The sequence below is a fragment of the Novosphingobium sp. ZW T3_23 genome (assembly GCF_044987305.1).
GTDB lineage: Bacteria > Pseudomonadota > Alphaproteobacteria > Sphingomonadales > Sphingomonadaceae > Novosphingobium.
In genome coordinates this window covers 25,755-47,511 of record NZ_JBJDRF010000015.1, presented here as the reverse complement: position 1 = coordinate 47,511, position 21,757 = coordinate 25,755, and the positions used below count along the sequence as shown (strand labels likewise).

The following is a 21,757-nucleotide window of genomic DNA, read 5'->3' as shown; positions in this document are numbered from 1 at the left end:
TCGCTAGGGGGGCCCGGCGTTGAAGAGACAGAATGTTGACCGTGCCCTGGGGCACGATTTGCCCGGAACTCCGTCGAACGGAGATGCGGTTGGCGATGATACCGCAGCGTCGAACGAGCACGCGCGGGTTGTACGTCTGGATGACCGGCGTGCTTCCCGCGATGCCGTGGATGCGGAGAAGTCCGATCAGGATCCGCTGCCGGTTGCCTTGGCGGTCGAGGCCATGCGCTTCCCCCGTAATCGTGGGGTGGCGGCTATGCTCGCTTCCGATGGTCCGATCGCAGGGCGCGTGATCCAGCTTGCGCTGATGGCGCTGGGCGTGGCGGTGGCTTTCTGGGTCGCTGCGCAGCTCGCCAAGCCTGACCTTGGGGCCGGCGAGCTGGACGATCAGCAGGCTTCCGCCGCCCAATCGCCCGAACAGTAGGCACCCAAACAGTAAGGCGCCTTCGGTAGCTCAGGCCCGCGTCAGTTCCCGGGCGATATCGACGAATTCCATCACCGACAGCGTTTCCGCGCGGCGCTGAGGATCGATTCCCAGCCTTTCCAGCGCGGCCAGCGCGCCCGGAACGCCCTTGAGGCTTTGCCGTAGCATCTTGCGGCGTTGGCCGAAGGCAGCTTCCGTCACGCGCTCCAGCACTCGCATCGACACGCCTTCCGGTGCCTCGCCGGGCACGACGTGGACGATGGCCGACATAACCTTGGGCGGCGGCGTGAAGGCGCTGCGATGAACTTTCATCGCCAGCTTCGATTTAGAGCGCCACTGAGCCAGTACGGCGAGCCGGCCATAGGCAGAGGTGTCAGGCTCGGCGACGATGCGGCGTGCCACTTCCTCCTGGAACATCAGGGTCAGCGACGACCATTGCGGCGGCCATGCCTCGCTCGAAAGCCAGCCGGTGAACAGGGCCGTTCCGACATTGTAGGGCAGATTGGCAACGATGGCGTAAGGGCCGTCGAACAAGTCGGCGGGCGCGATCTTCATCGCATCGCCTTCGATAACCTTGAGCTTGCCGGGAAATGCCGCTTCGAGTTCTGCGAGAGCGGGCAGGCAGCGGCGGTCCATCTCGATGGCGGTCACCGTGGCGCCAGCGCGCAGCAGGGCGCGGGTGAGGCCGCCGGGGCCGGGCCCGACCTCCAGCACCTGACGGCCTTCAAGATCGCCTGGAATCGCGGCGATGCGATCCAGCAAATGCTCGTCGAACAGGAAGTTCTGGCCCAGCGCCTTCGAGGCCGACAGGCCGTGACGGGCGATGACTTCGCGAAGGGGAGGCAAGGTGACGCTCATGCCGCATTCTCCTGCAAAAGCCTGCGGCCCGCGCATTCTCCGGCCATGCGCAGGGCGGCTATCGTCGCGCCCGCGCTGGCGAGGTTCTTGCCGGCTATGCCGAAAGCGGTGCCGTGATCGGGCGAGGTGCGCACGATGGGCAGGCCCAGTGTGACGTTGACGCCGGCATCGAAATCGAGCGTCTTGATCGGAACGAGTGCCTGATCATGATACATGCAGAGCGCCACGTCGAATTTGTGCCGCTCGTGGGCCGCGAAAAGGGCGTCGGCGGGGTGCGGGCCGGTCACGGCAAGGCCCTCGGCGACAAGGGCGTCTATGGCGGGGGCGATGACCCCTATCTCCTCGCGGCCCATGCGGCCGTCTTCTCCGGCATGCGGGTTGAGGCCGGTGATGGCGATTCGGGCAGGCGACAGGCCGAAGTCGCGGGCGAGCGCGCGGGCGACGATCCTTGCCTTTCGCTCGATCAGATCGCGGGTCACTAAGCCCGGAACTTGCGAGAGCGCAACATGCACGGTCAACGGGACCGTCCGCAAGTTGGGTCCGGCCAGCATCATTACCGCATCGCCGTGCGCGACGCCGCATTCGTCCGCGAGGAACTCGGTCTGGCCGGGTTGCGCGAAACCGATCTCCGAAAGCCTGGACTTGGCGATGGGACCGGTGACGATCGCTGCGGCCTCGCCGGAACGCGCGAGGCGGGTGGCGACGGTCAGCGAATGGAGGGCGAGGGCGGCCCCACTCGGGTCGGGTCGGCCGAAAGTGACGGTTGCATCTTCGTCGCCCAATACGGGCAGGGCCTCGGCGAAGAGGCCGAGGGCTTCTTGCGGGGCGCGAATCCTGACGACGGGCAGATCGATGCCGCGGCTGCGCGCGGCAGCCTTGAGCACTTCCACGCCACCGACCGCGAAAAAGGGCGCAAGACCGGCGTCATGCCGATCCGCCCAGGCCTGCGCGAAGAGTTCCGGACCGACGCCGGCCGGATCGCCCAAGGAAACCGCCAGAGGCGAAACTACCAGGGGCGCGAGGCCCGGTGACGAAACCGCGAGGGGCGGCGCGCCGTTGGTTTTGGCCGCCATATGCGCCGCCCCCTTTACCGTCAGTTGTATTCGATCACGGCGTCACGGCGAAGGTCGCGCAGATACATCTGCGCGCGCTTGTTGACGCGGTCATCCTCGAGCTGGGCCATGACCTGTTCGAAGTTCGGGCCGGAATCGACTTGCGGGTCGTCGCGGCCGCAGAGCATCAGGATGCGGACGCCTTCGGTCAGCGAGCCGAAGGGCGGCAGCGTCTCGCCCGGCGACAGGTTGAGGATAGACGACTGGATCGGGCCGGGCAGATCGCGGGCCTTCACCTGGTCGTTGGCGACGACCTGGGCGCCGATGGTGGCGGCAACCTTGTCGACATCGCCGCAGCCCTTGGCGGTCTTGATGGTCTTGGCGAAGTTTTCCGCCCGGGCATTGGCCTGGGTTTCGGAGACGCCCTTGGGGAACTCGATCGAAATTTGCTTGAGCGCAAGCACGGCATCGCGCGGATCGGCGGTGAGCACCTTACGCTTGTCGATCAGATAGACGATATCGTAGCCGCCGGGGATCGCGATCGGTCCGGCGAGCTGGCCGGCCTGCATGTCGCGCACGGCTTCGGCAACCTCGCCGGGAAGCTGGCCGAGACGGACCCAGCCGAGATCGCCGCCGACCGGAGCGGTGGAGGCCTGCGAATACTGCCGTGCATAGGCCACGAAGCTGCCGCCCTGGCGGAGCTGCTGCATGACCTGATTGGCGTTCGCCTCTACCTGCTGCTGCGTTTCCGGCGTGGCGGCGAGGTAGATTTCACCGAGGCGGTATTCCTCGGTGCCCTTGGAGGCCTTGAGGCGATCGATCACTTCGTTCACTTCGTCATCGGAGACGTTGATGAACGGCTGAACGTTGCGTTGCAGCAGGCGCTGCCACGACAGTTCGCCCCGGATCTGGCGCTTGAGCGATTCCGGCGAAGATCCCACCCGCTTCAGGTAGGCGTCCATGGCCTGGGTGTTCTGGTTGAAGTTCTGCGAGGCGACGCGGGCATAAGACTGGTCCACTTCGGCGTCTTCCACCGAAACTTCGACCGCCTTGGCTTCCTGGATCTGCAGGGTTTCGTCGATCAGGTTGCGCAGAACCTGAAGGCGCAGGCGCTTCTGTTCGTCTTCGCTGATCTTGCCCTGGTTGGCGGCCAGGATCAGGGCGAGGCGCTGGTCGACGTCGGTGCCGGTGATGACCGCGCCGTTAACGACGGCCGTGGCACGGCGGACGTTCGGGTTGTCGTTACCGAAGATCTTCACATCGTCGGGCACGACGATCTCGCCCTGGGCGGACTGGGCGAAGACGGCGGTGGAGGAAAGCGTTGCCGCCCCGGCGCCGCAGACGACGAGGGCGCCACAGGCAAGAGCCGTGCGCTTGATGAACGTGTTGCGTTGGATTGCTTTCACCTTGACCTATATCCCGTATTCGACCCGTCCGGCCGGTGCTGCTGCAATGGCGAAATTCGCCGAGGCGCACTTCCGGCCCTGTGGCGGCAGGCGGCTTAACCGAAACTGAGCACGTCCGATAGCCGCTTTGGCCCAAAGTGCCAACGCTCGTGCCAACGCCCGTGATAACCTCTGGGGGCGCCCTGTTTCACCTTGGCGGATTTCACTTACCCGGCCTTCACCAGGCACCGATGTTCTTGAGCGCGAAGCCGAGCTGGAACGAGTTGCCTTTCCGCGCATCGCCGAAGGTCACGTAGTCGCGCCGCCAGGTGAACGAAATCTGGAGGCAGTCGTCCTCGTAGGCCATGCCCAGGCGGGAACGGAGCGGCTGGAAACCGTCCGATCCGTATGTGGGATCTTCCGTGCTGTCGGTAAGATTGACGACGGCGGAGCCGAACACCGACCAGTAGTTGGCGAAGGCCACCCGGCCGGCGGCGCGCACTTCCTCACGATCCCGCAAATCCTCGATGCCAAGCGCGATATCGCGGTTGAGCTTGGTATAGCCGAATTCGAGATAGGTCTGGTTGTTGCCCAGCGAGATGTCGAACTCGTTGCGGCGGACCGCCAGCGTGTCCTTGTCGACCCGGTAGCGGTGAATGATGTTGAAGAAGTTGCGGTAGCGCACTTCGGTCCGGCCGACGATGTCGGAGGTCTTGCTGGCGAGCCCGGTGCCGTCCGGCAGGATCGAGGGCTTGTTGCTGAGCCGGATCGATTGTCCGATGGTGGACTTGATGCGCCAGCGCGGGCGTTCGAACATCCAGTCGAAGCCATACGTGAATCGCACGCCATCCTCGAACCGGTCGTAGCCCGGGAAGCGGTTGAGCGCGAAGAGGTTCGAATCTTCCAGTTCGATCGCGCGCGAATCCTCATTAGGGATCGCCAGGTTCTTGATCTTGGGCGTGGCGACGAACTGTACGCGCGGGGTCAGTACCTGGCTGCCGCCGAAGACCTGGCCGACCAGCGGCCACTTCACATCGACCGCCGCCAGCGCGATGCCGCGGCCCTGCCAGCCCGACTCCCCGCGATAGAGCGCGGTCGGGCTGAGGTCGTTCTCGTCCGAGTGATAGACGTCGCCGCGCACCAGCCCGGTCAGCGTCACTTCCTGGCCCATGCCCGTCAGCTTGCGCAGCGACCACTGGGTGCTGGCGAAGGCGCGCTGGGTATCCTGCCCGTCCACGCGGGTGATTCCCAGCGTGTTGACCTGCGTCTCGATCCGGCCGCCCAGCAGCGGATCGTCGAAGCGGTGGCGATAGTCGAGCACCGGCAAGGCGACGGGGATCTGGCCCTGGTCGCGGCTGGATTGCAGGGTCTGCGTGGCATAGCCGGCGAAAGAGAAGTAGCTGTCCTGGTCGATCCGCTCCAGCTCGATCGACGAACGCAGGCGATCGTCACGCGAGATGTCGTAGCGGCGCACGAAAGTGCGGTCGGTGGCGCGCCGGATCGAAGCGGAAATGCTCCAGTTCTCATCGAGCTGGAACCTGCCATTTGCGAATACGTAGCCGCGGAAGGCGCGTTCGCGGTTCGGGTCTGGATTGCTGCTGTTGATCGGGATGCGATTGCTGGAGGTCGCGTAGCCGGTGATCTGATAGGCACCGATATCGGTCAGCGCCCGGTACTGGAACGAGGCCATCGGCGCGGCCTTGGTATAGGCGTGAAGCGAGCCGGTAAGGTCTCGGTTGTCGGCGAGCCGCCAGTAATAGGATTGCGCGACCTCGATGCCGTTCGACGGGCTGGACCGCAGGTCGGGCACCAGGAAGCCGGAGACCGCGCCTCCGTTGGTGCTGACCGAAAGACCGAACAGCGGCAGCTGGACCGCGCCGAACAGTTCGAGCCGCGCATCGCTGAAGCGCACGCGATTCTGCGTCTCGCTATAGACTACGGTCTTGGCCACGACGCGCCAGGTCGGCTTCTTCGGACAGCCCTCGTCGCTCTCGACGGCGCAGCCGGTATAGGCGGCGTGCTGGAGGACGACATCGCCGTTGGCGATCCGTTCGCCCTTGTTGGCCGCGAGACGCCCACCCTGGCGCATGACGAGAAGCAGGTTCTCCATCATGCCGGTCTTCAGCTCGTCGGTCAGCTCGACGCTTTCGGTGTAGAGCTGGTTGCCGTCCTGATCGACCATGCGGACATTGCCGCTGCCGACGATCTGGCCGGTCTTGCGGTTCCAGGTCACCTTGTCGGCGCGGACGGACTGCCTGTCCTTTCTCAGCACGACATTGCCGGTGGCCGTCACGAATTCGTCGTTCTGGTCGTATTCGACGGTGTCGGCCTCGAAGGCGATCGGCACGTTTTCATCGGTGGAGGGGGGCGGGGCGGGCGGCGCACCCTCGATCGGGCCGGTATCGACGGGACGCGAGACGTCCTGCGCAAGCGCCAGCGAAGGCAGGCCGAGCGCGGCGATTCCAAGGGCCATCACGCTCAGCGAAACGGGTCGCAAGCGGCGAACGGGGGCTTGCAGCGAGGTCGGCGCGGCAGGGAGCATCCCTTGCCTATCGCACCGCCTGTGCCTAACTGCAATCCGCTGTTGCGGCGAAGCGCACAACATCGACGCTCGCCCACGTGATTCAGGAGATCTCATGAATATCCAGTTCCTTGACGCTGCTGCCGCCGCCCATGCGCGCCTCGTCGCCCGCTTCGTGAATCAGGATGCGATTCCCGCCGATGTCGAGCAGGTGCTCGTCGAAGGCGCCAAGGCTTCGCGCTTCAGCGGCAAGGCCGGACAGATCTTCGAAGGTTTCGTCGAGCGTGATGGTAAGACCGTGCGCGTGGCGCTGGCGGGGATCGGAGCAGCCGACGCTGCCGATCGCAAGGGCGCGGTGGAACGTGCCGGTGCGGCGGTCGTCGGCAAGTACCTGACCTCCGGCGAGACGGCCGTGACGCTGGACCTGACCGGCGCGGGCCTGTCGGCGGACGAAGCTGCTGGCGTTCTCCTCGGCGCGGTCCTGCGCGCCTGGCGCCTCGACACCTACCGCACCAAGCTGGCCGAGGATGCCAAGCCCAGCCTGGTGGACATCGCCGTGGTCGGCGCGCCGGAAGGCACCGAGGCGGTCTGGGGCGTCGAACAGGCCATCGTCGAGGGCGTTTCGTTCACCCGCGAACTCGTCACCGAGCCCGCCAACATCATCTACCCCGAATCCTTCGTCGCCCGCGTCGAGGCGAAAGTGGCGGGCAGCGGCCTCAAGGTTCGCGTCCTCGACGAGAAGGAAATGGCCGAACTGGGCATGGGCTCGCTGCTCGGCGTGGCCCAGGGCTCGGTGCGCCCCGCGCGCCTGCTGGTGCTCGAATGGATGGGCGGCACTGCAGGCGAGGCGCCGGTCGCCTTCGTCGGCAAGGGCGTGACGTTCGACACCGGCGGCATCTCGATCAAGCCGGCCGCCGGCATGGAAGACATGAAGTGGGACATGGGCGGCGCCGGCGCCGTTGCGGGAACGATGGTCGCCCTCGCGCTGCGCAAGGCCAAGGCCAATGTCGTGGGCGTATGCGGTCTTGTGGAAAACATGCCCGACGGCAATGCCCAGCGTCCCGGTGACGTCGTCACCTCGCTTTCTGGTCAGACCATCGAGGTGATCAACACCGACGCGGAGGGCCGCCTGGTGCTCTGCGACGCGCTCACCTGGGTGCAGCGCGAATACAAGCCCGCCAAGGTGATCGACCTCGCCACCCTGACCGGCGCGATCATCCTCAGCCTCGCGCATGAATATGCGGGCCTGTTCTCGAACAACGACGACCTTGCGGCGCAGCTTGCCGCCGCGGGTGACGCTTCGGGCGATCGCCTGTGGCGCATGCCGATGGGTCCGAACTACGACAAGATGATCGACAGCCCCATCGCCGACATCAAGAACGTCGGCCCGCGCTTCGGCGGCTCGATCACCGCGGCGCAGTTCCTCCTGCGCTTCATCGAGAACGACACGCCCTGGGCGCATCTCGACATTGCCGGCACCGTGTGGACCGACAAGCCGGGCGCCACCTGGGACAAGGGCGCCTCGGGCTTCGGCGTGCGCCTTCTGGACCGCTTCGTGCGCGACAATCTGGAAGCCTGAGGGACGGCCTGAGAATAAGGAGGGGTCGCGACATGCGCGTCGATTTCTATCAGCTCAGTCGTGACCCCGCCGATAGCGCCTTGGCGTTGATCGCCGGAAAGGTCGCGGAGAACGGCGAGCGTCTGCTCGTCGTCTCCGGCGACCTGGCGCAGCGCCAGCGCATCTGCCAGGCACTATGGTCTGCCGGGCCCGAGAGCTTTCTCGCCAACGGCTTCGCGGGCGAGGGCAATGAGGATCGCCAGCCGATCCTGCTGTCGGAAGCGCCCGATCCGGTGAACGGGGCAAGGTTCATGGCCATCGCCGACGGGCAGTGGCGCGAGAGCGAGACCGCGTTCACGCGCACGTTCTTCCTGTTCGACGATACCACCCTGCAACACGCCCGCGACACTTGGCGCATGCTGCGCACCCGCGATGGGGTAGAGCATCATTACTGGAAGCAGGAAAGCGGACGCTGGGTTCAAGCGGGCTGACAGCCAGGGAAGGCGACGTGAAATCCCGTCGTCCCGGACTTGATCCGGGACCGCTGGCGATTCTTTAGGCGCAGGCTCACAGGTGCAAACCGCCAGCGATGATCACGCCGCGACCGGGCGGGGCTTTGCCAGCGGTCCCGGATCAAGTCCGGGGCGACGATAAGCCGGCAGCGAGAAGTTAATCTCGCCCGCCTTGCGATTCCGCTGGTTCCCCGCTACTGGCGCGCGCAAGATTCAAACCCTTTTCCAAGGAACCTACCATGGCGGTTACCCGTACCTTCTCGATCATCAAGCCCGACGCCACCCGCCGCAACCTGACCGGCGCCGTCACCAAGATGCTCGAGGAAGCCGGCCTGCGCGTCGTCGCTTCGAAGCGCATCCAGATGAGCAAGGAACAGGCCGAAGGCTTCTACGCCGTCCACGCCGAGCGTCCCTTCTTCAACGACCTCGTCTCGTTCATGATCTCGGGCCCGGTCGTGGTTCAGGTTCTCGAAGGTGAAGACGCCGTGAAGCGCAACCGCGACATCATGGGCGCCACCAACCCCGAGAACGCCGATGCCGGCACAATCCGCAAGGAACTGGCCGAATCGATCGAAGCCAATTCGGTCCATGGTTCGGATTCGGAAGAGAACGCGGCGATCGAAATCGCCTACTTCTTCAAGCCGGAAGAAATCGTCGGCTGAAGCATTCGCTTCATTCGATTGCGAGAAGGCCGCCCCTCCGGGCGGCCTTTTTGTTTTGGGCGCCGCGCGCCTCCGATGACGTTTTGCCCTTTGCCGTTTTCGCTTCTGCGCTAGATTGCCCTCCAAAGAGGAGAGTGAAGATGCAGGGCATGGGTGAGGCAAGCGAAGCCTGTCCGTTCGAGTTCAATTTCGACGAAAAGACGTTCAAGGCCGGCGATACCGTCAGCTACCGTGTCAATGGCAGCCTGGAGGGATTTCCCTTCGTGGGCACGCTGGTCGAGGTTCACGAGGATCACGTGGTGATCGCCGGGGATCCGCAGGAGCCCGAGAAGCGTTATCGCGGAACGCGCGAAAGCAGGCCCTTGGTGGACTATACGGAAATCTGAGGAACGGCTGAATCGTTGATGTCGCGCAAGGAAGGATCGAGCGAAGCGGAATAGCCTGCACGCGAACCACGGAACGCTACGCATGGAGAGGAGAGCCGATGTCAAAAAAGGTCCACGAACTCGCCGCGGAATTTCCCGAGGATATCGAAATCCTGCGCCATCTCAAGGCGACCAGAGGTCACTTCGCGGTGCTGGCCGACCGCTATGACGAGGTCAACGGCGCCATCCAGAGGATCGAATCGGAACTGGAAGCCGCATCGGACGCTCGGCTCGAAGACTTGCGGAAGGAGCGGCTCTGCCTTCTGGACCAGATCGGGCGGATGATCCGCGACGCAGGCGCGGTAGGGGCCTGATCCCGGTCCTACTGCGTAGTCTGGTTATCCGTCAGAACTGATCTGCGGCATCGATCAGCGAGGTCAGCTTCCTCGGCGCGATCGAGCGCCAGGAGCGGGCGAGCCATTCCCCGATTGCATCCCAGTCGTTGCCGCCCAGGTCGAGGCGGATGCCGATCCAGCCATCACCAAAATAGGCGGGGCGGAAATAGCGTTCCTCGTCCTGCTCGATCAGCATGGCCTGCTCGTCCGGCCCGCTGATCTTCACAAGCAGCGCGGTTCGCCCGTCGGCGTGGTGGTTCGACGTGAAGTAGGCGAACTTCTTGCCCTTGATCACCCCGAAGCAGGGCATGCCGTGGCTGTGGGTTTCGTCGGCTTCGGGCAAGGCCATCGCGCGTTCGCGAATTTGCTCCAGCAGCCATTCCGGGCTCGATTCGCGCACGACCAAGGCCGCGAGGCAGCGGGAATAGAGCTGGTGTTCGGCGATCAGGACGCGGGAGCCCAGGGTTTCGGGGGTGTCGCCCGGAACTATCGCGACGGGGATCTGCCCCAGGATCGGTCCTTCGTCGAGTTCGGGGATGACCAGGTGGACGCTGACGCCGCCGTGGCTGTCACCCGCCTCGATGGCGCGCTGGTGGGTGTGAAGCCCGGTATATTTGGGCAGCAGCGAAGGATGGATGTTGACCATCCGTCCTTCCCAGCTTCGCACGAAACCCTCGGTCAGGATGCGCATGTAACCGGCCAGCGCCACCCATTCCGCGCCCGACTCGCGTATCGCGGAGTCCATCGCGGCGTCGTGCTCGTCGCGGGTGAGCCCCTTGTGGCTTAGCGCATAAGTCGGCACGCCTTCGGCGGCCGCAAGGACGAGGCCGCCCGCATCCGGTCGATTGCTGGCCACCAGGACTATCTCGTAGGGACAGTCCTCGAAGCGGCTGGCATAGAGCAGGGCGGCCATGTTGGTGCCGCTGCCCGAGATCAGGACGGCGACTTTAGCCCTTTCAGGCAAGGTGGATCGCTTCCCAGTCCTCGCGCGCGGACCAGACTTCGGCGCTGCCCTGTACGGTGCAGCCCTTGTCGCCTTCCTCCACGATGCCGATCACGAACACCGTCTCTCCGGCGGCTTCCAGATCGGCCTTGAGCGCTGCCGCGTCATCGGCCGGGACCGCGAGCACCATGCCGATGCCGCAGTTGAAGGTGCGGGCCATCTCGGCCGGCTCGATGTTGCCCTGCGCCTGGAGGAAAGCCATCAGGCGCGGCTGTTCCCAGGCACCGGCATCGATGCGGGCGTGCAGACCCTTGGGCAGGACGCGCGGGATGTTTTCCAGCAGGCCGCCGCCGGTGATGTGGGCGAGGGCATTGATGCGACCGGAGCGGATGAACGGCAGCAGGCTCTTCACATAGATGCGCGTGGGCGCGATCAGCGCGTCGATCAGCAGCGTGTCCGAATCGAACAGGGCTGGGCGATCCAGCTTCCAGCCCTTGTCCTCGGCCAAGCGGCGGACCAGCGAGTACCCGTTCGAGTGCACGCCCGAGGAGGCGAGGCCCAGCAGCACGTCGCCATCGGCAACCTTGTCGCCGGTCAACTGCTCGCCGCGCTCCACCGCGCCGACGCAGAAGCCCGCGAGGTCGTAATCGCCGGCAGCATACATGCCCGGCATCTCGGCCGTCTCGCCGCCGATGAGAGCGCAGCCGGAAATGCGGCAACCGTCGGCAATGCCGGCGACGACGCGCTCGGCAACGCCATTCTCCAGCTTTCCGGTGGCGAAATAGTCGAGGAAGAAGAGGGGCTCCGCGCCCTGGACGATAAGGTCGTTCACGCACATGGCGACGAGGTCGATGCCGATATGATCATGGCGGTCATGATCGATCGCCAGTTTCACCTTGGTGCCGACGCCGTCGTTGGCGGCCACCAGCAGCGGATCCTTGTAGCCAGCTGCGCGTGGGTCGAAGAAACCGCCGAAGCCTCCCAGCTCTGCATCGGCGCCGGGGCGCGCGGTGGATTTCGCGAGCGGTGCGATGGCCTTCACCAGCGCGTTGCCGGCGGCGATGGAGACGCCGGCCTGCTCGTAGGAATAGCTCTTCGGGGTGTTATCGTCGGACATTGCGCGCGCATAATGCGCAAACGCCCCGCTGTCACGCCCGAGCATCGTCGGCAGCGAATAAATAGGACGGGAAAGCGCTCCGCCCGCGTCTTTTGCACAGACGATCCGGCGTTTGACGAGATGCAGGGGCGGGCAATTGCAGGGGCGGTCGGATTACGGCTTGGATTTCCAGATCGGTTTGGGCAAAAGGCCGGTCGGTTCGATGATGGCGATGACGCTCTCCCATAAAATCCGGCGCATTGCCGACGTGAGCTTCGGCTCGACGCAGCGCGTCGTGCTTGTTGCCGGCGCTGCGGCGATTCTCGCGCTGGGCGCGGCGGGCGGTTACCGGCTTGTGGCGCAAGTCGAGGGCGATCGCGGCATCGCTCCGCTGGCCAATTCGGAAGACATCCAGGTCAACGGCATCAAGGTAGACGTTACCGCCAAGACCGGTGCCGAGGCGCGGCTGGAAGGCTGGAAACAGGCCGAAAAGGAAGCCTGGAAAAAGCTTGGCGGACCGGACATGCCGGTCGAATCGATCGATGCGATGGTTTCGTCGGTGGTGATCGGCCAGGAACAGGTCGGGCCGCGCCGCTATATCGCCACGCTGGGCGTGATCTTCAACAAGGCGCGCGCCGGTCAATATGTCGGCGCTGGCGGCGCCACGATCCGTTCGGCGCCGATGCTGGTGCTGCCGGTGCTCTATTCGGGCGGCGTGCAGCAGGTCTTCGAAGTGCGCGGGCCCTGGCAGCGGGCCTGGGCGGAATTCCAGGCGTCGCAGAGCCCGATCGACTACGTGCGGCCGGTAGGCGCGGGTGGCGAATCGCTGATCCTCACGGCCGGGCAGGCCTCGCGGCGCAGCCGGCTCTGGTGGCGCAACGTGCTCAACCAGTTCGATGCCGCCTCGGTGCTGATTCCTTACGCCCGGCTCGAACGGCAATGGCCGGGCGGGCCGGTCCACGGCACTTTCACCGCGCGCTATGGGCCGGACAACACGTTCCTCGGCACGTTCGAGATGGACGCCGGCAGCGAGCAGGAACTGCCCGCGATGCTGGAAAAGGCCGTGCAGCGCATGGACGGGCTCTATCGCGACGCCCTTTCCAGCGGCGAATTGCGCCCCGATCCCACATTGACGACGAGCGGCCAGGTTCTGGACCGCGCATTTGCGGAACTCCGCACAAAATTGATGCCGAAGGGCGGCGCGCCGATTCTGGACCTGCCGCCTGAAACGGTGGCGCCCAGCTCCGCGCCTCCGCCGGTTGCGCTGGCGCCGGTGGAAACGGTTTCCGTTCAGTTCGCGTCTCCCGATGCAGCGGCCGTGGATGCGGCTCTGGCTGCGGTACGCGGCGTTCCCGGCGTACGCGGCGCGGCCACCATGAGCCTTGCCGTCGGCGGGACATCGGTGATGCGCGTAAGCGTCGAGGGCGGCAGCGAAAGGCTCGCCTCGGCACTGCGCGGGCAGGGCTGGAAAGTGACGGCAGCGGGCGGCGCGCTGAGGATCACGCGCTAGGCCTTCCCGGTGATGAAGCAGATCGCCCTTCCGCTGTCCGCCGCGAGCGACAGCCCGCCGCGCATTGTCGTCGGCAATGCCAACGCGGCGGCGATAGATGCGCTGCTGGAGCCCGATGCATGGCCTTTCCACAGTGCCATTCTTTCCGGGCCGCCCCGCTCGGGAAAGTCGCTCCTGGCGCGATGGTTCGTTGAATCGGGACGCGGCGATGCCCTGGACGATGCCGACCGCATGGACGAGGACGCGGTGTTCCACAGCTGGAACCGGGCGCAGGAAAGCGGCCGCCCCCTGCTGATCGTGGCGAGCCGTCGTCGCGGCGAGGGGGAGGGGCGCTGGCAGGTAATGCTGCCGGACCTCGGCTCCCGGCTCGGCGCCGCCCTGGAACTTGAGATCGGCGAGCCCGATGAGGAGATGCTGGGCGAACTGATCGACGTCCATGCCCAGATGCGCGGCCTGCCGCTGGATGTTTCGGCAACCGACTACCTTGTACCGCGTTGTGAACGTAGCCATGTGGGCGTCGAAAATCTGGTCGCCGCCATCGATCGACTCAGCCTGGAGCGCAAGCAACCGCCCACGCTGACGATCTGGCGCGATGCGCTTGAGGAAGCCGGTCGCGGGCTTCCAAAGGCTTCATGACCTCTTGGCTTGCCAGTCGGGCCATTTGATGGGAGATTCGCGCGATGCTGGGTAATCTGGTTCGCTATCTGGATTCTGTAGTTGCGCGCGATCCCGCGCCGCGCTCTCGTTGGGAAGTTCTGCTCTATCCTGGCGTCTGGGCGCTGTTCTTCCACAAGATCGCGCACCGGCTGTTCCGCGCGGACCTCTTCTTCCTGGCCCGCGTCGTGAATCATCTGTCGCGGTTCCTCACGGCGATCGACATTCATCCCGGGGCTACGATCGGCCGTAATTTCTTCATCGATCACGGCTTCACGGTGATCGGCGAAACGGCGCATATCGGCGACAATGTCACGATATATCAGTGTGTTACACTGGGCGGCTCCAATCCCACCAATGGCAAAGGCGGCAAACGACATCCGACGCTGCTGGACAATGTGATCGTTGGGTCGGGAGCGCAGATCATCGGCCCGGTGACGGTCGGCAAGCGCGCCCGCGTCGGTGCAAGTGCGGTCGTGACGGAAGACGTGCCCGAAGGCGCGACGATGATCGGCGTGAAGGCACGATCGACGCTGGTCAAGGCCGAGACTTACGCCAAGGAATTCATGCCTTATGGCACGCCCTGCAAGGAGCCTTGCGAGCCAGTGGGCAGCCAGCGGGTCGATGAACTGGAAGAGCAGGTCGCGGCCCTGCGCGCACAGGTCGATTCGCTGATGCGCAAGCTTGAGGAAGAAAAGCAGGTCGAGCCGGTCGTGAAGGGCGTCTGACGGGCGGATGGCCGCAGGTTCCCATCCCCTTGCTGGTACTGTCGTCGCTTTTCCGGGACGAACGCCGCTTCAGGTCGGCTTCGACAAGCTTGAACTCCAGCGCATCCTCGATCTCTATGGACGCATGGTGGCTGCTGGGATCTGGCGGGACTATGCCATGGATTTCGGCAAGGAAGCGGCTAACTTCTCGGCATTCCGGCGCGCAGCCGAACGGCCTCAGGCCCGCATCGAGAAGCGACCTTCGCTGCGCGGCAAGCAGGGCATGTGGACCCTGTTCGGAGAAGTCGGCCAAGTGCTGAAGCGCGGCCACGAGCTGGCCGGGGTGCTGAGCCCGCTCGAACGCAAGCTGCTCAAGATCGTCGAGGACTGAAAGCCTGGGGCGCCTTCACATCTGAGCGACTTGCTATTCTTAGCCTTGGCTTTTCAGCAGCATCGACAAGGCGCGATGCGCCTGTTCCATTCCGGTTTCCAGGATGCGATCGCTTTCCCGGCTGGAGATCCTGCTCCAGGCTTTCGCAAAGCCCTCCACGGTCAAGTCGTCTTCCTTCAGAAGTGCGCCGTCGTTCATTGTGATGAAGGCGCTCTGGCAGACGCCGCCGCCCGCGCCGACGATGGCATCGTTGGGCGAGTCCTTCGATACCAGGAACAAGGCAGCCGGGACGACAGCCTCCGGGCTGAACGCGTTATAGGCTTCGTCCGGGAATATGTCGGCCGTCATGCGGGTGCCGGCGGTGGGCGCCAGGGAATTGACGCGAATGCCGTATTTGGCCCCTTCCATGCGCAAGGTGCGGGCCAGGCCGAGAACGCCCAGCTTGGCAGCGCCGTAATTGGCCTGCCCGAAGTTCCCGCCGAGGCCGCTGGAGCTGGTGGTCATCAGCACGCGGCCATAGTTCTGTTCGCGCATCGTTTCCCACACGGCCTTAGTCGCATAGGCGCTGCCGAGCAGGTTGACGCGCACGACCTGCTCGAAATCGGCCATGTCCATCTTCGCGAAAGTACGATCGCGCAAAATCCCGGCATTGTTGATGAGGACGTGGATGCCGCCCCATGCCGCGCGGGCGCGGGCAGCCATCGCCTCCATCTGCGCGAAGTCGGAAACGTCGCCGTTGTCGGGCAGCGCCTCGCCGCCTGCCTTGCGGATTTCCTCGACAACGGAAAGAGCGGCGTCCGAATGTCCCGATCCGGCGCGATCGGTGCCGAGGTCGTTGACCAGGACTTTCGCCCCACGCCTGGCCAGCTCGAGCGCGTAGGCACGGCCAAGGCCATGTCCGGCGCCGGTGACGATGGCAACCTGGCCGGCGAACGAGATCACATCCTGCATTTTCGAGGAAATGGCAGGTTGCGCCGGGCGCTTCAATCGCCAGTTTGAGGCAGGCCGTATTTGCGGGACTCTCAAACCTTGCCCCCGCGCCTGTCCGGGGCCATAGGCGCTCTGAAACGAATCTGCGCCGTTAAGCGAAAGGCCCTGCGATGAAAGTCCGCGTCCACGTCAGCCTCAAGCCTGGTGTCCTCGACCCGCAGGGGCGGGCGATCCACCACTCGCTCGAAGGCCTGGGCTTCTCCGGCGTCAATGACGTGCGTGCCGGCCGTCTCTTCGAACTGGACGTTGCGGATTCGGTCAGCGACGAAGCGCTGGACGACATGTGCCGCAAGCTTCTCGCCAACATGGTGATCGAGAACTACCGCATCGAGAAGGTCGCCTGATGGCTTTTCGCTCCGCCGTCGTCACGTTCCCGGGCTCCAACTGCGACCGCGACCTGGCGGTGGCGCTGGAAAAGATTTCGGGCACCGAGTGTATCCGCGTCTGGCACGGTGATGCCGAGCTTCCGGACAATCTCGATTTCATCGGGCTGCCCGGCGGCTTCTCCTACGGGGACTACTTGCGCTGCGGCGCGATCGCCTCGCGCTCGCCGGTCATGCAGGCCGTGGTCGCGGCGGCGGGTCGCGGCGTGCCGGTGTTCGGCGTGTGCAACGGCTTCCAGGTCCTGACCGAAAGCGGCCTGCTGCCGGGCGCGCTGCTGCGCAACTCGGGCATCCGCTTCGTCTGTCGCGACGTTTCGCTCAAGGTGGAGAACGCGCAGTCGCTGTTCACCTCGGGATACGAAACCGGCCAGCACATCCGCGTGCCGGTGGCGCACCACGACGGCAACTATCATGCCGACGAGGAAACGCTGGATCGCCTCGAAGGGGAAGGCCGCGTGGCCTTCCGCTATGCCGAAAACGTCAACGGCTCGGCCCGCCAGATCGCGGGCGTGCTGAACGCGGCCGGCAATGTGCTCGGCATGATGCCGCACCCCGAACGCGCCATCGAGAATACCCATGGCGGCACCGACGGCCGCGCGCTGTTCGAAAGCGCCATTCGCGGAATGGTCGGCGCCTTAGGCTCTCCATCGGCCTGAGGCTCTTCATCGGATAGACGGGGCATGGCAGACCATGGCCCCGTCATCCTCTCCGGCGTCAGGCTTTGCCCTTGCCGCCGACGCCTTTCAGATATTCTTCCATGCCACGGATATAGTCGGGGTTGAGCATCAGCGCGCTGTTGGCCATCCGCTCGACATGGCGGGCGCTGTCGCGGCCGACTTCGGCGCAGAGTTCGATGGCGACTTTGGCGGCGCCCATTTGCTCGGGGTTCTGCCGGGCTAGGTGTCGGCAGAAGTCCATGACGTCCGTCTCGAAAGTTTCATCTTCATAGACCTGATGGACCAGGCCCATGGTTAGCGCCATGTCCGCGGGCGCGGGCTTGTTCGCCATGATCAGCCAGCGCGCCCAGTGTGGGCCGCAGATGCGGGTGAGCCGCGAGACACCTCCCGAGGCGGGCAGCACGCCGAACAGACCTTCCGGAAAGGCATAAGCGGCACTTTTCGCGGCCAGGCGGAAATCGCAGGAGAGGCTCATCTCCAATCCTCCGCCCACGCACATCGCGTGGTGGGCGACGACGAAGGGCTTCTCGATGTGCTCGATCTCGTCCCACAGCTGCTGCATGTTGTTGAGGTTGAGCCGGTGGTTCTCGCGAATGGCCCGCGCGCTGCCGCCGGTTGAGGTGGGCGAGACGATGTTCTGGTTGCCGCCCCGCAAATCCGCGCCGGAGCTGAAATAGCGGCCCGCCGAACGGATCAGCATGACCTTCAGTTCGGGCGTTTCGCGAAAGTGCAGTACGGCCTGGGTCAGCAGGTCCATCATCTGGCGGCTGATCGCATTGAGCTTGTCGGGCCGGTTGAGCGTGGCGACAAGAATGCCGTCCACTTCTTCGGTCAGCAGGTGCGGGGCTTCTTCCGTCATCTTCATACCCTCAGTTGCGCGATCGCGGCAGGCCGAGGCCCTTTTCGGCGATCATCGAACGGTGGACCTGGCTGGTGCCCCCATAGATGGTCGTGCCGTGGGCATGGCGATAGGCGAGATTGAGCGCATTGGCCGCTCCCTTGCGCTTGGACAGCGAATAGGGCGCGGTCAGGTCGAGCAAGTCGCGCGAATCCGTGATGAAAAGTTCGGAAGAGAACATCTTCGCCATCGGCCCGTAAGCACCGTTGCCCTTGCCATGGACCTGCGTCCAGTTGGCGCGGTAGGCGATGAGTTCCGAGGCGAGCACATGGGCATATGTGCGGGCAAGCCGCGCCTGAGCCTTCGGCGTCTCGATCAGCTTGCCGCCGCCTGCCACCGGAATTTCCCCGCAGAGTTCGACGGCGTTCTCCAACATCGCGCGCTGCACTTTCGCGAAGCCGCCGCCGTGTTCCAGTTCGAGGCTGGCCGCCATCGTGCGACCGCCGGCATTGATCTCGCCGAGGCGCCAGGTGTCCGGGATGACGACATTATCGTAGAAGGTGATGTTCGTGCGCTCGTCCATGAAGGTATGGACGGCCTGCACGGTGACACCCTCGGCCTTCAGCGGCACGATGAACATCGTCAGCCCCTTGTGCTTCGGTGCATCGGGATCGGTACGGCAGAGCATCAGCACGTAATCGGTGAGGTTGGCGCCGCTCGTCCACATCTTGGTGCCGTCGATCCTCCAGGAGCCGTCCTCAAGCTGCGTCGCCTTGCACTGCGCGGCGAAGACGTCGGAGCCGCAGCCCGGTTCCGAATAGCCCAGCGAACAGATCGCATCGCCGGCCATGACCTTGGACAGCACGTCGCGCTTCAGTTCCTCGGTACCGAAGCGGTACATGATGAGTGCCACCATCTGGGCGACGTTGGCGACAGGGTTGTTCCAGTGCTCTTCCTCGAAAGCGTCTCGCGCGCCGGTGACGGCGTAGGGACTGAGGCCGCGCCCGCCGACATCCTTGGGAAGCTGAAGATAGGCGAGGTTCGCTGCGACGAGCTGCTTGTGGATCGTCGGGTTGTGGCCTTCCCAGGAGAAGTGGAATTTCTCGCGCTGTTCGTCCGTTACGTTCGCGGCGAAGAAGTCATGGATTTCCTGCTGGATCGCGCGGGCATCCTCGCCCAGGTCGAACTCGACCGGCACCTCGCCCACATCGGGAAGGCTGGCCGTTTCGCCTGCGTAGAGCCGGCGACCGGCTTCGGCCAGCCAGTCCTCGGGATCGCCCGCTACCAGCGGCCAGGCCTTGGCGCGCAAGTTATAGAGGTGGACGTCGTGCTCGGTGGTGAGGCCGATGCCGCCGAAGGTCTGCACCGCGTGACGCACCGTGCGCCCCGCTGCGCCTGAGGCATACCATGCCGCCAGCGACACTTGCGCCCCGGCTGCGGGCTCCGCATCGGCAATCGAGCGCATGGCCTTCCACGCCAGGAACTTGGCCGAATCGATCTCGCAGATGAGGTCAGCCATGGGGTGCGACAGGGCCTGGAACGTACCGATGAACACGCCGAAGGCCTTGCGCTCGCCCGCATAGTCCGCCGCCATCGTCAGCGCGGCGCGGGCAAGGCCGGACAGCGCCAGCGCCATCAGCAGCTTCCATTCCTCGATCCCGGCGGCAAAAGCGGCCAGTGCTTCTTCTCCACTGCCGAGGACGGTGGCGGGAAGCGCTGCCAGATCGAGTTCGGCGATCGCGGTCGTGGCGAGACTGGGCTCGGCGTGGCGGGCTTCCGCCGGAACGGCGACCAGCACGATATCGTCACCCCGGCGCGCGATCACCGCATCTGCGATCAGACCGCCAGCAACCCATTGCCGGGGAAGTTCCGCGATATCGCGCATGGCGATCGTCACCACCGCTTCGCCGCCGATGGCGCCTGCGAGAAGATCCTCGGCCCCTCCGAGCAGACCAAGCAGGCGCGTGGCCACGAGGGCCTCCGCGAGGGGACCGGAGGCAAGCGTGCGGCCGGCCTCCTCCATCAGCACGCCCGCATCGAACAGGCCCAGGCCCATGCCCTCGGCTTCCTCCGGAACGCGCATGGCAAAGGCGCCGAGTTCTGCCAGTCCCGACCAGAGCGCGGCATCGAAGCCGTTGGCATCCAGGGCTTTCCTGACGCGCGCGGGGCTGGAATGCTCGTCGAGGAAGCGCGCGAATGTGTCGCGCATCATCGACTGTTCGTCGGTAAGATCGAAGTTCATTGTTCAGGCTTCCCCGCGCGTCTTAATCTTGGCGTTTTCCGGTCCTGATCATACCTCGCGATGCCGTTCAATCGTGGCGGTCACGCAATCGCGGGCGCGATAGCTTGGCGTCGCTTTCCCGGTCGTCGCCTTCGTGCTGGCGGGCCGGGGCGCGGAGGCATAGTCTTGTGCGACAGGGCATCGAATAAGATGCGCCGCCGGACCTCGTCCCGTCAGAGTGGGGCCGGCGCTCGTGGGAGAGTGGCTATGCAGATGAACGACATGGTTCTGATCAGCGTCGACGATCATATCAGCGAGCCGCCCGACCTGTTCGACAAGCATCTCTCGGGCGCGGCCCTGGAAAGCGCGCCGAAACTGATCCAGGACGCGAACGGCAAGGATCTGTGGGTCTACCAGGGCATGGAGTTCCCATCGGTGGGCCTCAACGCCGTAGTCGGCCGGCCCTTCGAGGAATACGGCATGGAGCCGACCTCGCTCGATCAGCTCCGCCCCGGTTGCTACGACGTGCACGAACGCGTGAAGGACATGGACGTCAACGGCATCGCCGCCTCATTGAACTTCGGCTCGGTGTTCGACTTCGCAGGCGGACGCCTTCATCGCGTGCCCGATCGCGAACTCGCGAAGGTCCACATGAGCGCCTACAACGACTGGCACATAGACGAATGGTGCGGCGCCTATCCGGGGCGCTTCATTCCTTGCGCGATCGTTCCCACCTGGGACATGGACGCGACCGTGGCCGAACTGACGCGCGTGTCCGAAAAAGGCTGCCACACGGTCTCGATCAGCGAAAATCCGACGTGCCAGGGGCTGCCTTCGATCCACAATTCCTATTGGGATCCGTTCTACAAGGCGATCAACGATCTCGACATGACGATCTGTCTGCATATCGGCGGCGGCAATCCGGCGCCGCATGCCTCGATGGAAACGCCGATCGAGGCATGGATATCGACCATGCCGATGTCGATCGCCTATGCCGCTTCGGACTGGCTTCAGCTTGAGGCGCTGCACCAGTATCCCGACATGCGCATTGCGCTTTCGGAAGGCTCGATCGGTTGGGTGCCCTATTTCACCGAGCGCGCGGACTTTTCGAACTGGCGGCACAAGGCTTGGACGAACTCGCGGTTCCAGAAGATGAAGCCGAGCGAAATGTTCAGGCGGCATTTCCTCAACTGTTTCATCGACGATGCCTTCGGTCTGCAGAACATCCGCTTCATCGGTGAAGACAACATCGCCTACGAATGCGATTATCCGCATTCCGATACGCTCTGGCCGGAAGTTCCGGAACACCTCTGGCCCTCGATCAACCACCTGACCGAGGAGCAGATCGACAAGATCACGCACGGTAACGCAATGCGCTGGTTCCGCTTCGACCCGTTCCGGCACTTCACGAGAGAGCAGCTGACGGTGGGGGCCTTGCGCGAGAAGGCCAGGGCTGCCGGCGTCGATACCAGGCCGAAGTCTTCGGCGGGTGAGCGTCCGGTCGATCACGGAGAGACCCGGCCAGTGACCTCGGGAGACATCATGAAGATGTTCATGCGCCATGAAGACGGCGATCGTGCAGCGCGGATGCAGAAGCAGGGGGCCTGACCCGGCA

Annotated in this window: 22 protein-coding genes; 13 read left to right on the top strand and 9 right to left on the bottom strand. The window is 64.8% G+C overall.

Translation table 11 applies throughout. The features are described 5' to 3' along the window. Positions 1–19: 19 nt before the first annotated feature. Complete coding sequence (locus tag ACI3K3_RS10535; RefSeq protein ID WP_404913537.1) at positions 20–424, top strand: hypothetical protein; 405 nt, start codon at positions 20–22, stop codon at positions 422–424. Between the two features lie 30 nt (positions 425–454). Here the strand turns inward: ACI3K3_RS10535 and rsmA are convergent, their stop codons facing one another. The 4 genes from rsmA to ACI3K3_RS10515 all read right to left on the bottom strand — a co-directional run bounded on the left by rsmA (position 455) and on the right by ACI3K3_RS10515 (position 6,261). Further along, complete coding sequence (rsmA, locus tag ACI3K3_RS10530; protein WP_404913536.1) at positions 455–1,282, bottom strand: 16S rRNA (adenine(1518)-N(6)/adenine(1519)-N(6))-dimethyltransferase RsmA; 828 nt, start codon at positions 1,280–1,282, stop codon at positions 455–457. After that, positions 1,279–2,355 (bottom strand): 4-hydroxythreonine-4-phosphate dehydrogenase PdxA, encoded by a 1,077-nt coding sequence (gene pdxA / locus ACI3K3_RS10525; RefSeq protein ID WP_404913535.1) that lies wholly within the window; start codon positions 2,353–2,355, stop codon positions 1,279–1,281. Before pdxA ends, rsmA begins: the two co-directional genes overlap by 4 nt. Before the next feature lie 20 nt (positions 2,356–2,375). Beyond that, a complete protein-coding gene (locus tag ACI3K3_RS10520) occupies positions 2,376–3,740 on the bottom strand; it encodes a peptidylprolyl isomerase (RefSeq protein WP_404913534.1) in 1,365 nt (454 codons plus the stop codon). A gap of 217 nt (positions 3,741–3,957) precedes the next feature. After that, on the bottom strand, positions 3,958–6,261 hold the full coding sequence (locus ACI3K3_RS10515) for an LPS-assembly protein LptD (protein ID WP_404913533.1): 2,304 nt from the start codon (positions 6,259–6,261) through the stop codon (positions 3,958–3,960). A gap of 94 nt (positions 6,262–6,355) precedes the next feature. Here ACI3K3_RS10515 and ACI3K3_RS10510 point away from each other — a divergent pair, with 94 nt between their 5' ends. The 5 genes from ACI3K3_RS10510 (at position 6,356) to ACI3K3_RS10490 (ending at position 9,711) form a co-directional block, all read left to right on the top strand. Continuing rightward, positions 6,356–7,819, top strand: a complete 1,464-nt coding sequence (locus tag ACI3K3_RS10510) for a leucyl aminopeptidase (protein WP_404913532.1) — start codon at positions 6,356–6,358, stop codon at positions 7,817–7,819. 32 nt (positions 7,820–7,851) lie between these two features. Next, positions 7,852–8,289 (top strand): DNA polymerase III subunit chi, encoded by a 438-nt coding sequence (locus ACI3K3_RS10505; RefSeq protein WP_404913531.1) that lies wholly within the window; start codon positions 7,852–7,854, stop codon positions 8,287–8,289. 260 nt (positions 8,290–8,549) lie between these two features. Next, positions 8,550–8,972 carry a nucleoside-diphosphate kinase gene (ndk, locus tag ACI3K3_RS10500; protein WP_036524317.1) on the top strand — a complete coding sequence of 141 codons (423 nt, stop codon included), beginning with the start codon at positions 8,550–8,552 and terminating at the stop codon, positions 8,970–8,972. Positions 8,973–9,112: 140 nt separating this feature from the next. Next, positions 9,113–9,358 (top strand): hypothetical protein, encoded by a 246-nt coding sequence (locus ACI3K3_RS10495; RefSeq protein ID WP_404913530.1) that lies wholly within the window; start codon positions 9,113–9,115, stop codon positions 9,356–9,358. A gap of 98 nt (positions 9,359–9,456) precedes the next feature. Next, the gene (locus ACI3K3_RS10490) at positions 9,457–9,711 is read left to right on the top strand and encodes a YdcH family protein (RefSeq protein ID WP_404913529.1); all 255 of its coding nucleotides are present in this window, start codon (positions 9,457–9,459) and stop codon (positions 9,709–9,711) included. Between the two features lie 31 nt (positions 9,712–9,742). On the opposite strand, the gene purN is transcribed toward ACI3K3_RS10490, so the two are convergent. Together purN and purM are read right to left on the bottom strand one after the other, a co-directional pair. Beyond that, complete coding sequence (gene purN, locus ACI3K3_RS10485; RefSeq protein WP_404913528.1) at positions 9,743–10,696, bottom strand: phosphoribosylglycinamide formyltransferase; 954 nt, start codon at positions 10,694–10,696, stop codon at positions 9,743–9,745. After that, positions 10,689–11,792 (bottom strand): phosphoribosylformylglycinamidine cyclo-ligase, encoded by a 1,104-nt coding sequence (gene purM / locus ACI3K3_RS10480; protein WP_404913527.1) that lies wholly within the window; start codon positions 11,790–11,792, stop codon positions 10,689–10,691. Before purM ends, purN begins: the two co-directional genes overlap by 8 nt. 205 nt (positions 11,793–11,997) lie before the next feature. Here purM and ACI3K3_RS10475 point away from each other — a divergent pair, with 205 nt between their 5' ends. The 4 genes from ACI3K3_RS10475 to ACI3K3_RS10460 are packed head-to-tail and all read left to right on the top strand — an operon-like array spanning position 11,998 to position 15,033. Beyond that, the gene (locus tag ACI3K3_RS10475; RefSeq protein WP_404913584.1) at positions 11,998–13,281 is read left to right on the top strand and encodes a heavy-metal-associated domain-containing protein; all 1,284 of its coding nucleotides are present in this window, start codon (positions 11,998–12,000) and stop codon (positions 13,279–13,281) included. A 12-nt stretch (positions 13,282–13,293) separates the two neighbouring features. Beyond that, positions 13,294–13,917, top strand: a complete 624-nt coding sequence (locus ACI3K3_RS10470) for an ATPase (protein ID WP_404913526.1) — start codon at positions 13,294–13,296, stop codon at positions 13,915–13,917. Positions 13,918–13,961: 44 nt separating this feature from the next. Beyond that, positions 13,962–14,663 (top strand): serine O-acetyltransferase EpsC, encoded by a 702-nt coding sequence (epsC, locus tag ACI3K3_RS10465; RefSeq protein WP_404913525.1) that lies wholly within the window; start codon positions 13,962–13,964, stop codon positions 14,661–14,663. Between the two features lie 7 nt (positions 14,664–14,670). Further along, entirely contained in the window at positions 14,671–15,033 is a 363-nt protein-coding gene (locus ACI3K3_RS10460) for a DUF2794 domain-containing protein (protein WP_404913524.1), read from the top strand. Between the two features lie 39 nt (positions 15,034–15,072). Here ACI3K3_RS10460 and ACI3K3_RS10455 read toward each other — a convergent pair whose 3' ends face one another. Then, positions 15,073–15,984, bottom strand: coding sequence for an SDR family NAD(P)-dependent oxidoreductase (locus ACI3K3_RS10455; RefSeq protein ID WP_404913523.1), 912 nt, complete (start codon positions 15,982–15,984; stop codon positions 15,073–15,075). Between the two features lie 149 nt (positions 15,985–16,133). Here ACI3K3_RS10455 and purS point away from each other — a divergent pair, with 149 nt between their 5' ends. Continuing rightward, complete coding sequence (gene purS, locus ACI3K3_RS10450; protein ID WP_021235007.1) at positions 16,134–16,367, top strand: phosphoribosylformylglycinamidine synthase subunit PurS; 234 nt, start codon at positions 16,134–16,136, stop codon at positions 16,365–16,367. Beyond that, on the top strand, positions 16,367–17,062 hold the full coding sequence (gene purQ, locus ACI3K3_RS10445; protein ID WP_404913522.1) for a phosphoribosylformylglycinamidine synthase subunit PurQ: 696 nt from the start codon (positions 16,367–16,369) through the stop codon (positions 17,060–17,062). The genes purS and purQ overlap by 1 nt, the downstream gene beginning before the upstream one ends. Positions 17,063–17,120: 58 nt before the next feature. Here the strand turns inward: purQ and ACI3K3_RS10440 are convergent, their stop codons facing one another. Both ACI3K3_RS10440 and ACI3K3_RS10435 read right to left on the bottom strand, forming a co-directional pair. Continuing rightward, complete coding sequence (locus ACI3K3_RS10440; protein ID WP_404913521.1) at positions 17,121–17,942, bottom strand: enoyl-CoA hydratase/isomerase family protein; 822 nt, start codon at positions 17,940–17,942, stop codon at positions 17,121–17,123. A 10-nt stretch (positions 17,943–17,952) separates the two neighbouring features. Beyond that, complete coding sequence (locus ACI3K3_RS10435) at positions 17,953–20,163, bottom strand: acyl-CoA dehydrogenase family protein (protein ID WP_404913520.1); 2,211 nt, start codon at positions 20,161–20,163, stop codon at positions 17,953–17,955. A gap of 252 nt (positions 20,164–20,415) precedes the next feature. Here ACI3K3_RS10435 and ACI3K3_RS10430 point away from each other — a divergent pair, with 252 nt between their 5' ends. Then, the gene (locus tag ACI3K3_RS10430; protein ID WP_404913519.1) at positions 20,416–21,750 is read left to right on the top strand and encodes an amidohydrolase family protein; all 1,335 of its coding nucleotides are present in this window, start codon (positions 20,416–20,418) and stop codon (positions 21,748–21,750) included. The last annotated feature ends 7 nt before the right edge of the window (positions 21,751–21,757 follow it).

What these genes read in the sequence shown, in the direction of transcription:
- rsmA (WP_404913536.1), bottom strand. Translation starts at nt 1,282, where the DNA reads ATGAGCGTCACCTTGCCTCCCCTTCGCGAAGTCATCGCCCGTCACGGC.
- pdxA (WP_404913535.1), bottom strand. Translation starts at nt 2,355, where the DNA reads ATGGCGGCCAAAACCAACGGCGCGCCGCCCCTCGCGGTTTCGTCACCG.
- ACI3K3_RS10515 (WP_404913533.1), bottom strand. Translation starts at nt 6,261, where the DNA reads ATGCTCCCTGCCGCGCCGACCTCGCTGCAAGCCCCCGTTCGCCGCTTG.
- ACI3K3_RS10510 (WP_404913532.1), top strand. Translation starts at nt 6,356, where the DNA reads ATGAATATCCAGTTCCTTGACGCTGCTGCCGCCGCCCATGCGCGCCTC.
- ACI3K3_RS10505 (WP_404913531.1), top strand. Translation starts at nt 7,852, where the DNA reads ATGCGCGTCGATTTCTATCAGCTCAGTCGTGACCCCGCCGATAGCGCC.
- ndk (WP_036524317.1), top strand. Translation starts at nt 8,550, where the DNA reads ATGGCGGTTACCCGTACCTTCTCGATCATCAAGCCCGACGCCACCCGC.
- ACI3K3_RS10495 (WP_404913530.1), top strand. Translation starts at nt 9,113, where the DNA reads ATGCAGGGCATGGGTGAGGCAAGCGAAGCCTGTCCGTTCGAGTTCAAT.
- ACI3K3_RS10490 (WP_404913529.1), top strand. Translation starts at nt 9,457, where the DNA reads ATGTCAAAAAAGGTCCACGAACTCGCCGCGGAATTTCCCGAGGATATC.
- purM (WP_404913527.1), bottom strand. Translation starts at nt 11,792, where the DNA reads ATGTCCGACGATAACACCCCGAAGAGCTATTCCTACGAGCAGGCCGGC.
- ACI3K3_RS10475 (WP_404913584.1), top strand. Translation starts at nt 11,998, where the DNA reads ATGGCGATGACGCTCTCCCATAAAATCCGGCGCATTGCCGACGTGAGC.
- ACI3K3_RS10470 (WP_404913526.1), top strand. Translation starts at nt 13,294, where the DNA reads ATGAAGCAGATCGCCCTTCCGCTGTCCGCCGCGAGCGACAGCCCGCCG.
- epsC (WP_404913525.1), top strand. Translation starts at nt 13,962, where the DNA reads ATGCTGGGTAATCTGGTTCGCTATCTGGATTCTGTAGTTGCGCGCGAT.
- ACI3K3_RS10460 (WP_404913524.1), top strand. Translation starts at nt 14,671, where the DNA reads ATGGCCGCAGGTTCCCATCCCCTTGCTGGTACTGTCGTCGCTTTTCCG.
- ACI3K3_RS10455 (WP_404913523.1), bottom strand. Translation starts at nt 15,984, where the DNA reads ATGCAGGATGTGATCTCGTTCGCCGGCCAGGTTGCCATCGTCACCGGC.
- purS (WP_021235007.1), top strand. Translation starts at nt 16,134, where the DNA reads ATGAAAGTCCGCGTCCACGTCAGCCTCAAGCCTGGTGTCCTCGACCCG.
- purQ (WP_404913522.1), top strand. Translation starts at nt 16,367, where the DNA reads ATGGCTTTTCGCTCCGCCGTCGTCACGTTCCCGGGCTCCAACTGCGAC.
- ACI3K3_RS10440 (WP_404913521.1), bottom strand. Translation starts at nt 17,942, where the DNA reads ATGACGGAAGAAGCCCCGCACCTGCTGACCGAAGAAGTGGACGGCATT.
- ACI3K3_RS10435 (WP_404913520.1), bottom strand. Translation starts at nt 20,163, where the DNA reads ATGAACTTCGATCTTACCGACGAACAGTCGATGATGCGCGACACATTC.
- ACI3K3_RS10430 (WP_404913519.1), top strand. Translation starts at nt 20,416, where the DNA reads ATGAACGACATGGTTCTGATCAGCGTCGACGATCATATCAGCGAGCCG.